Genomic DNA, 219 nt, shown 5'->3' with positions numbered 1-219 from the left:
GACATCCGGGCCAGCGAGAGAAGATTTTACCAGAAAATCACGGACATCTATTCCCAGTGCAGCGCCGACTACGATGTGGAAAGCCCCATCACAAAGGAGTTTTTCGCAACGGTGCAGAATAAGCTCCACTATGCGGTCACCCACCATACAGCTGCCGAGATCGTATATGGCCGTGCCGACAGCACCAAGCCCAATATGGGCCTGACCACATGGAAAAAC

General features: G+C 53.0%; 1 protein-coding gene. It reads left to right on the top strand.

Features of this window, described 5'->3' with window-relative positions; translation table 11 throughout:
- On the top strand, positions 1 to 219 hold a 219-nt coding region (gene rhuM / locus H6B10_RS17120), incomplete at both ends, for a RhuM family protein (RefSeq protein ID WP_204652531.1).

This window comes from Gemmiger formicilis (assembly GCF_016901605.1).
In the GTDB taxonomy this organism is placed as follows: Bacteria; Bacillota; Clostridia; order Oscillospirales; family Ruminococcaceae; genus Gemmiger; species Gemmiger formicilis_B.
This window is presented reverse-complemented; position numbering and strand designations above follow the sequence as displayed.